The following is a 7,489-nucleotide window of genomic DNA, read 5'->3' on the forward strand; positions in this document are numbered from 1 at the left end:
CCAACCGCCGCTCAGGCGAAAGCCCCTAGGCCTTGGGCCGGAACCTCTTGCTGGTCGGGAAGCCCTTGGGGGCCAGTTTGCCGGCGGCGGCGCGCTTGGCCAGCCATTCCCGCCACTCCGCCCAAACCCGCGTGCGCCCGGCCGGATCGATCCAGGCCGCGCCGTCCTCGGCCTTGAAGACGATGGCGTCACGCAGGCCGCCCTCGCGGTAGGCCTGCAGCTTGACGCCCTTGCCACGCGGCATCTCCGGCAGCTCCTCCAGCGGGAAGATCAGGATCTTGCCGTTGTCGCCGATGACGCCCAGGTGGTCGCCGACCGCCGGCAGGGCGAAGGCTGCGCCCTTGGCGCCGACATTGAGAACCTGCTTGCCCGCCTTGCGGCCTGACAGCGCCTCCTCCTCCGGCAGGACGAAGCCGTAGCCCTCCTTGGAGGCGATCACCCGCTTCAGGCCCGGCTTGTGGGTGAAGACGTCGATGATCCCGGTCTTGTCGTCGAGATCGAGCAGCAGCCGCAGCGGCTCGCCATGGCCCCGCGCGCCTGGAAGCTTGTCGCAGCCGAGGGTGAAGAACCGGCCGTCCGAGGCGAAGATCAGGAGCTTGTCGGTGGTCTCGGCCGGGACCAGGAAGGCGAGCTTGTCGCCCTCCTTGAACTTCAGCTCCGAGGGATCCTCCACCCGGCCCTTGGCGGCGCGGATCCAGCCGCGGTCGGACAGGATCACGGTGATCGGCTCGCGCACGATCATGGCCTCGATGGCGGCGTCGGCGTCGACCACGGGCGCCTCGGCGAAGATCGAACGGCGCCGGCCGATCGTGGTGTCGGGACCCAGGATGGCGCGGACATCCTTCAGCCCCACACCGACCAACCGCCATTGCTGCGTGTCGGAGCCCAGCAGCTTGAGCAGACCGTCGCGTTCCTCCGCCAGTTCAGCGTGCTCGCGGCGGATCTCCATCTCTTCCAGCCTGGCCAGCTGGCGCAGGCGGGTGTTGAGGATGGCGTCGGCCTGGAGCTCTGACAGGGCGAAGGCCGCCATCAGCTTGGCCTTGGGCTCGTCCTCGTAGCGGACGATGCGGATCACCTCGTCGAGGTTGAGGTAGGCGATCAGCAGGCCGTCGAGGATGTGCAGCCGGGCCTCGATCTTGCCCAGCCGGAACCGCGCCCGGCGGACCAGGACCTCGCGGCGGTGATCCAAGAAGGCCTTCAGGATCGACTTCAACCCCATGACGCCGGGGGTGCCCCTGGCGTCGAGGACATTGAGGTTCACCGAGAAGCGGTTCTCGAGGTCGGAGAGCTTGAACAGGCTCTCCATCAGCACTTCCGGCTCGACGTTGCGGGTCTTGGGTTCCAGCACCAGGCGCACGTCCTCGGCGCTCTCGTCGCGGACGTCGCCCAGCAGCGGCGCCTTCTTGTTCTCGATCAACTCAGCCAGCTGTTCGACCAGATCGGCCTTCTTCACCTGGTACGGGATCTGGGTGACGATGATCTGGTACGTGCCCCGACCAGTGTCTTCCTTTTCCCAAAGCGCGCGCAGCCGCACCCCGCCACGGCCGGTCTCATAGGTCTCCAGCAGCGAGGCGCGCGGTTCGACGATCACGCCGCCGGTCGGGAAGTCCGGGCCCTGGACATGGGCCATCAGCTCTTCCGTGGTGGCCTGGGGATTCTCCAGCAGCAGGGAACAGGCGTCGATCAGTTCGGCGGCGTTGTGCGGCGGGATCGAGGTCGCCATGCCCACGGCGATGCCGGTGGTGCCATTGGCCAGCAGGTTGGGAAAACCGGTCGGCAGGACGACGGGTTCTTCGTCCTGGTTGTCATAGGTCGGCTTGAAGTCGACCGCGTCCTCGTCGATGCCGTCCAGCAACAGGGTCGCGGCCTGGGTCAGGCGCGCCTCGGTGTAACGCATGGCCGCCGGGTTATCGCCGTCGATATTGCCGAAATTGCCCTGGCCATCGACCAGCAGATAGCGCTGGGCGAAGTCCTGGGCCATGCGGACCAGGGTGTCGTAGATCGACTGGTCGCCGTGGGGGTGATAGCCGCCCATGACCTCGCCGACCACCTTGGCGCACTTGCGCGCGGCGGACTCCGGGTTCAGCCGCATCTCGCGCATGGCGTAGAGCACGCGCCGCTGCACCGGCTTCAGGCCGTCGCGGACATCCGGCAGGGCGCGGTCGGTGATGACCGAGAGGGCATAGGCCAGATAGCGCCGGGACAGGGCCTCGGACAGCGGTTCGTCAATGATGCGCTCGCCGTCGCCATCGGACGGCGGGGGGATGTGTTTGGCCATGTCGAATCAATCGGGAAGGTTTGAAGTCGTTGTAGGCGCGGACGCCCGCGAAGTCGCCGTCAGGATGGTCGCGGGCCTTGGCGTCAGAGCCGCTGCGCTTCCCTAAGGCGATCGACCAGCCACAGGCGGGCCGGCGGCAGCGGCCGGTTCATCGGCGCGAAGACGAAGGCCTCCAGGAAATGGGCGGTCAGGTCGAGCCCCGCGCCCACATCGCCCGCCGCCAGCCCGGTCTGGGCCGAGAGCATGAAGGGCGGCAGGACCAGCAGGCGATCCTTGTAGGGCGCGCCGGCGTCACGGCTGACCGCGCGACCGGTGCGCGGGCTGACATAGATCAGGTCGTCCATGGAACCGGTGGCGGCGCATTTGGAGAGGTCCAGGCCGAAGCCCAGGTCCTGCAGCAGCCCCGCCTCGAAGCGCACGAACACCGCCGGCCAGATGTCGGGCAGTAGCAAGGCCGAGGACAGGGCCTCGAAGGCCAGGAAGGCGCCGGGATGTGGCGCGCGCTCTGGCAGGGCTCCGGCGGCCACGGCGGCGGCGGCGGCCAGACCGGCCAGGGCCAGGGCGTCATCGAACAGGGCGGACGGCCCCTCCCCCACCGGCTCCAGCTGGGCTGAGCCCAGCTGGTCGGAGATCCGGGCCCGATAGTTGAGGATCACCCGGGCGCCGGCCTGCAGGAACGGCTTGATCCGGCGCGAGGCGCCGCCGGCCACGTGGGCGGCGTACTTGCCGTGATGGGCGGTCAGCAGCTCGACGATCGCGCCGGTTTCCCCATGGGCGCGGGCCGACAGCACATAGGCGTCGTCCTCGAATTCCATCAGATACGCAAACCGCTGGCGCGGCCCCCTCCACCCCTTCGGGGTCCCCCTCCCCCAGAGGGGAAGGAGCCAGACCGAGCTGCTCCTCCTGTGGGGGAGCTGGCGCGGAGCGCCTGTGGGGGCCGGCCGACGGGCCGGACGCTAGACGTCGAAGTCGAGGCCGACATCGCCGTAGAACTCGCGCTTGTCCGCCCAGGACTCATCGACCTTCACCGTCAGGAACAGGTGGACCGTGCGGCCCAGGAGCTCTGTGAGCTCCTCGCGGGATTTCTGGCCGATCCACTTCAGGGTCTGGCCGTTCTTGCCCAGCACGATCGGCCGCTGGCTCTCGCGCTCGACATAGATGGTCTGCTCGATCCGGGCCGCACCGTCCTTGCGCTCCTCGAAGGACGTGGTCTCGACGGCGGCCGAATAGGGCAGCTCCTCGTGGACGCGCAGATAGATCTTCTCGCGGGTGATCTCGGCGGCCAGCAGGCGCACCGGCAGGTCGGCGGTCTGGTCCTCGGGATAGAACCAGGGGCCTTGCGGCATGGCCAGGACCAGGCGGGCCATCAAGTCTTCGACGCCGGCGCCGGTGGCGGCCGAGATCATGAACACCTCGGAATAGACCCCGGACTCGAACAGCCGTTGCGCGATGGCCAGCAGGTTCTCGCGCTTCAGGCCGTCGATCTTGTTGAGCGCCAGGACAGCGGTCTTGCCGGCCGCCTTCAGGCCATCGACGATGGAGTCGACGTCGATCCGCGCCCGCTTGTCCTGGGCCTTGCCCTCGCCGGCATTGACCGCCATTTCGGCGGCGGCGTCGACCAGGTGGACGATGATGTCGGCGTCTTCCGTTCCGCCCCAGGCGGCGCGGACCATGGCCCGGTCCAGCCGGCGGCGCGGTGCGAAGATCCCGGGGGTGTCGACCAGCACGATCTGGCAATTGCCGGACATGGCGACGCCACGGACGGGAAAGCGCGTGGTCTGGACCTTCTGGGTGACGATCGAGACCTTGGCCCCCACCAGTCGGTTGGTCAGGGTGGACTTGCCCGCATTGGGCGCGCCGATCACGGCCGCAAAGCCCGCGCGGGTGGATTCCACGGTCATAAGGCGTCTTCTCTCTTTCGTAGCATCAGGTCGGCGGCGATCTTCTCCGCCTCCCGCTTGGAACCGCCCTCCGCCCGTTCCGGCTCGAAGCCCTGGAGCCGCACCTCGATGGTGAAGCGGGGCTGGTGAGCCGGGCCGGTGGTGGCGATCACGTCATAGCTGGGGACGGGCAAGCCGCGGGCCATAGCCCATTCCTGCAGCAAAGTCTTGGAATCCTTGAGCCGGGGCGCGTCCAGCTCCCCAAAGGCCTCACTCCAGAAGGTGAGGACGAAGGCCTTGGCGACCTGCAATCCACCATCCAGATAGAGCGCGGCGATCACCGCCTCGCAGGCGTCACCCAGCACCCGGTCATTGTCGCGCGCGCCCACCTTGGTGGCGCTGGCGTCGACCCGCATGGCGTCAGGCAGGCCGACCAGCCGGGCCGCGACGGCGCAGACATGGTAGTTGACCAGCTGGTTCATCAGCCGCGACAGCTCGCCCTCGCGGGCCTCGGGACGCAGTTCGGCCAGGCGCTCGGCGACGATGAGGTTGAGCACCCGGTCGCCCAGGAACTCCAGCCGCTCATTGTGGCGGACCTTGGTCGCGCCATTGCCCACGCTGGAGTGGGTCAGCGCCCGCTCCAGCAGTTCCCGGTCGGCGAAAACGTGGCCGATGCGGCCCTCGAGTTCGGCGACCGCGGCGTCTCTCTTGCTCATTTCAGGACGTTGAAGAACCGGCTGGGCCGCGCGTCCAGGAACCAGGTCCAGGGCTTGAACAGCGACGCGCCCTTGTTCCAGGAGAGCAGGATGATCCGGGCCCGGCCGACCAGATTCTCGGCCGGGACATAGCCGACGCCGATCTCCGACGGCACCCGGCTGTCCAGGGAGTTGTCGCGGTTGTCGCCCATGAAGAAATAGTGGCCCTCGGGCACCACATAGACCCCGGTGTTGTCGACGTCGCCGTCGGGTCCGAAGTCATAGGTGATGAAGGTCTTCCCGTTCGGGAAGGTCTCCTGGTAGCGCTCGACATTGCGGGTGAAGCCATAGCCGGAATCCACCAGCACCGGGGCCAGGGGTTTGCGCGGCACCTGCTGGCCGTTGATCGACAGCACCCCGCCAGTCACCTGAATCCGGTCGCCCGGCAGGCCGATCAGGCGCTTGATATAGTCGGTGTGGCCGTCGCGGGGCAGCTTGAAGACGATGATGTCGCCGCGCTCGGGAATCTTCTCGAGGATGCGGCCGGCGAACAGCGGCGGGCTGAACGGGATCGAGTTCTTCGAGTAGCCGTAGGAGTACTTGGAGACGATGATGTAGTCGCCCTCAAGCAGGGTCGGCTCCATCGAGGCCGAGGGGATCGTGAAGGGCTGGAAGAAGATCACCCGCAGGAACAGGGCGATCAGCAGGGCATAGGCGACCGTCTTGACGATCTCCACCAGCTCATTGACCGCGCCCGGCTCCTGGGCTGCGCTCTGCACGTTGTCGGTCATTCCGCGATCCCGAAGAGGCCCGACGCGCATGTCGAACCGGTTGGCCGTAGCTAGACCTTGCATACCCGAACGGCAAGCCGAGCGCCCGTGAACTCTTCAGGCGGGCGAACCGGTCGCAGGCCTCGCCAGGGGATGCGCGCGCCGGTCCGGGCGTCTATGAAAATCCATGGCCCAAGCCCCGATCGCCCGTCCCGCCGTCCAGTCCCTGCGCCGATCCCTGATCCGCGAGGTGGCCAATGCCGGCATGGGCAGGGCTGACGTGCTCGCCTTCTGGTTCGGCGAGTCCGACCAGCCGACCCCGGCCTTCATCCGCGACGCCGCCGGCCGCGCCCTGGCTGAGGGTCGGACCTTCTACACCCACAATCTGGGCCGGCCAGACCTGCGCGCCGCGCTCTCAACCTATCTGGGCGGCCTGCATGGCGCGCCCATCGGCGTCGAGCGCCTGGCCATCACCAGCTCGGGCGTCAGCGCGCTGATGCTGGCCGCCCAGGCCGTGGTCGAGCCCGGCGACAAGGTGGCGGTCGTCACCCCGGTCTGGCCCAATGTGGCGGAGATTCCCCGCATCCTGGGCGCCCAGATCACCCCGGTGTCGCTGGAGCCGCGCAACGGCCGCTGGGGCCTGGACCTCGACCGGCTGCTGGCGGCGCTGACGCCCGACACCCGCGCCCTGTTCCTGAACTCGCCAAACAATCCCACCGGCTGGATGCTGGCCGCCGAGGACCGCCAGGCGATCCTCGATCACTGCCGCCGGCTGGGCATCTGGATCATGGCCGACGATGTCTATGAGCGGCTGAGCTTTTCCGGCTCAGGTTCCGCCCCGTCCTTCCTGCCGCTCGCCGATCCGCAGGACCGGCTGATCAGCACCAACAGCTTCTCCAAGGCCTGGCGGATGACCGGCTGGCGGCTGGGCTGGATGGTCGCGCCAGCGGAGCTCAACGAGGCGCTGGGCGTGCTCCTGGAATACAACACCTCCTGCGCCCCGGACTTCGTGCAGGAGGGCGCCCTGGCGGCCCTGACCCAGGGCGAGCCATCGGTGGCGGCGCTCCGCGCCGAGCTGGCGGCGGCCCGCGACCAGGTGCTGACCGGTCTGCGCGCCATTCCCGGGATCGAGGCGCCGGAGCCGGACGGCGGGCTCTACGCCTTCTTCCGGCTGGCGGGCCAGGACGACTCGCTTGCGCTCGCCAAGGCGCTGGTGGCGGAAGCCGGGCTAGGCCTGGCTCCCGGCGCGGCGTTCGGCGACGAGGGCGAGGGTTGGCTGCGCTGGTGCTTCGCCGCGCGACCGGAAAAGAACGCCGCCGGACTTGAACGCCTGGCCCGATATCTCGCCCGCAGGTGATTGCCGAGCCTGCCTCCCACGGCCATGATCATCGCCAGTCGAGTGTGATGTTGGGGGCGAAGGGTATGCGCAAGTTCTGGATCGGCGGCCTGCTGGCCATGGCCGCAGCGAGTTCAGGCCAGGCGGCCGAGCCCCGCCATCTGGTCCCCGACGACATCTTCAACGAGCGCGCGGTTTCCTCCCCCGCCCTGTCCCCCGACGGCGCCTGGGTGGCCTATGCGGTCAAGGCCCTCGACAAGGCCCAGGACAAGGGCGTCACCCACCTGTGGATGACCTCATGGGACGGCAAGCAGACCGTCCAGCTGACCTCCGCGCCCAAGGAGAGCGAGAACACCCCGCGCTGGAGCCCGGACGGGCGCTATCTCGCCTTCATCTCCGGCCGGCGCGACGACGACGAGGCCGACCAGCTGTGGCTGCTGGACCGTCTGGGCGGCGAGGCCCAGAAGATCACCTCCGGCAAGGCCTCGGTCGAGGACTTCGCCTGGTCGCCGGACGGCAAGTCGATCGCG

7 protein-coding genes are annotated in these 7,489 nt (G+C 68.5%); 2 read left to right on the forward strand and 5 right to left on the reverse strand.

Going from position 1 to position 7,489, the window contains the following annotated elements:
* Positions 1 to 25: 25 nt before the first annotated feature.
* The 5 genes from parC to lepB all read right to left on the reverse strand — a co-directional run bounded on the left by parC (position 26) and on the right by lepB (position 5,644).
* Complete coding sequence (parC, locus tag Q7P21_RS05375) at positions 26 to 2,278, reverse strand: DNA topoisomerase IV subunit A (protein WP_304176109.1); 2,253 nt, start codon at positions 2,276 to 2,278, stop codon at positions 26 to 28.
* A gap of 83 nt (positions 2,279 to 2,361) precedes the next feature.
* Complete coding sequence (recO, locus tag Q7P21_RS05380) at positions 2,362 to 3,093, reverse strand: DNA repair protein RecO (protein ID WP_304169575.1); 732 nt, start codon at positions 3,091 to 3,093, stop codon at positions 2,362 to 2,364.
* A 141-nt stretch (positions 3,094 to 3,234) separates the two neighbouring features.
* On the reverse strand, positions 3,235 to 4,179 hold the full coding sequence (gene era / locus Q7P21_RS05385) for a GTPase Era (RefSeq protein ID WP_304169570.1): 945 nt from the start codon (positions 4,177 to 4,179) through the stop codon (positions 3,235 to 3,237).
* Positions 4,176 to 4,874 (reverse strand): ribonuclease III, encoded by a 699-nt coding sequence (gene rnc, locus Q7P21_RS05390; RefSeq protein ID WP_304169567.1) that lies wholly within the window; start codon positions 4,872 to 4,874, stop codon positions 4,176 to 4,178. Before rnc ends, era begins: the two co-directional genes overlap by 4 nt.
* Positions 4,871 to 5,644, reverse strand: coding sequence for a signal peptidase I (gene lepB / locus Q7P21_RS05395; RefSeq protein ID WP_304169563.1), 774 nt, complete (start codon positions 5,642 to 5,644; stop codon positions 4,871 to 4,873). The genes rnc and lepB overlap by 4 nt, the downstream gene beginning before the upstream one ends.
* 166 nt (positions 5,645 to 5,810) lie before the next feature.
* Between lepB and Q7P21_RS05400 the strand changes: the two genes are divergently transcribed.
* Both Q7P21_RS05400 and Q7P21_RS05405 read left to right on the forward strand, forming a co-directional pair.
* Entirely contained in the window at positions 5,811 to 6,980 is a 1,170-nt protein-coding gene (locus Q7P21_RS05400) for a pyridoxal phosphate-dependent aminotransferase (RefSeq protein WP_304169561.1), read from the forward strand.
* A gap of 65 nt (positions 6,981 to 7,045) precedes the next feature.
* Positions 7,046 to 7,489 (forward strand): hypothetical protein (locus tag Q7P21_RS05405; RefSeq protein WP_304176111.1); only part of this gene is annotated, 444 nt, incomplete at its 3' end.

Origin of the sequence: Phenylobacterium aquaticum (genome assembly GCF_947378715.1) — a bacterium.
Taxonomy (GTDB): Bacteria; Pseudomonadota; Alphaproteobacteria; order Caulobacterales; family Caulobacteraceae; genus Phenylobacterium; species Phenylobacterium aquaticum_A.